General features: G+C 53.9%; 2 protein-coding genes. One reads left to right on the top strand and one right to left on the bottom strand.

Features of this window, described 5'->3' with window-relative positions:
* Positions 1 to 439, bottom strand: a 439-nt coding sequence (locus tag H9626_RS13570) for a hypothetical protein (protein ID WP_191710829.1), incomplete at its 3' end; no start/stop codon positions are given.
* 225 nt (positions 440 to 664) lie between these two features.
* Between H9626_RS13570 and H9626_RS13565 the strand changes: the two genes are divergently transcribed.
* Complete coding sequence (locus H9626_RS13565; RefSeq protein ID WP_191710828.1) at positions 665 to 994, top strand: hypothetical protein; 330 nt, start codon at positions 665 to 667, stop codon at positions 992 to 994.
* Positions 995 to 1,109: the final 115 nt, after the last annotated feature.

The following is a 1,109-nucleotide window of genomic DNA, read 5'->3' as shown; positions in this document are numbered from 1 at the left end:
AACTGGTCAGCGTCTCCTTTTGTGCATAGGCTATTCCTGCTTGCCACTCCGTGACCGCTGCGACAGTATGCTCCAGCTGGCTGAGTATCCAGACCTTGGCGAGAGCTACATCGAGAGCATAGCTCTGATTTTCTGCATACTTCACCACAGTCAGTGCCCAGCCGTCAAGGTTCTCGAATAGAAAATTCATGAGTTGAGCTTCAAACACTTGGCGAATCAGTTTTCCAGCGTCTTCCTTATCACGCTTGAAGTCTCCCTTATGGTTCAGCCAGTCCAACGTCTCGTTGTATCCGGAGGTTCGCTGCTTCGACGCGGGAACGTCCGGTATGGCAAGATCCTGTTTCGGCGTGGAAACTCCGTCATTGATAAGCGATTCCGCTACATCTATGACGGACTTGGTGAACTGCTGCGTCAGGTCGTTATTGTTTAAATCACTCATATGACAATGATATATATCATCTGCATATATATCAACTATATAGATTGCGATAAAAAATTGTTTTGCATATGATGTCCGTGTAAGCGGGTCTCACGCACGGTTTTGGAAGCTCAGCGTGAGACCCGGACCCCACTGGAGGTCGGGTCCAGCTTAGCGATTCGACCTCCCTAACAAGGAAAGGATTCTCCTATGAGAATCTTGCACTCTCCCGTATCGGAGGGAGTCTTGGTCTACGCAACGCAGACCAGAACAGCGGACTACATCAGGCCGTCGTCCAAGCGGTCCGGTCTAAAAGGCGAGGATCTGTTCTGGGTGCCGGTCGGGGCTGTGAAGCTCGACACCGGCGAGCAGATCGATCTGGGTCTCTTCAGCACCGCGCCGGTCCCTGTACGTGCTCTGGACGTGCTGGATGCAGGCGTTCTCCAGCTGCTCGACGTGAGTGGCGGCCGCTATCCCGTCGGCCTATATCAAACGGACCATGTGCGAGTCATCGGCAACTTGCTGGACGCGATGAGATCCTCCATGGGGGATCTTACGGAGGTCGCCGATGAGTAGGGCAGGGCAGCAGAACCGGGATCACCGCCCAATCACCAGGTTTGCCTGCACTGACCGGTGGGTGATCCTCATGTGGGGCGTCTGGATGATCCTCATGGCGACATCCGCATATGCC

The sequence above is a fragment of the Phocaeicola faecium genome (assembly GCF_014837055.1).
GTDB lineage: Bacteria > Bacteroidota > Bacteroidia > Bacteroidales > Bacteroidaceae > Phocaeicola > Phocaeicola gallinarum.
Note: the sequence above shows the minus strand (reverse complement) of the source record. Positions and strands in the feature narration are given on the sequence as shown.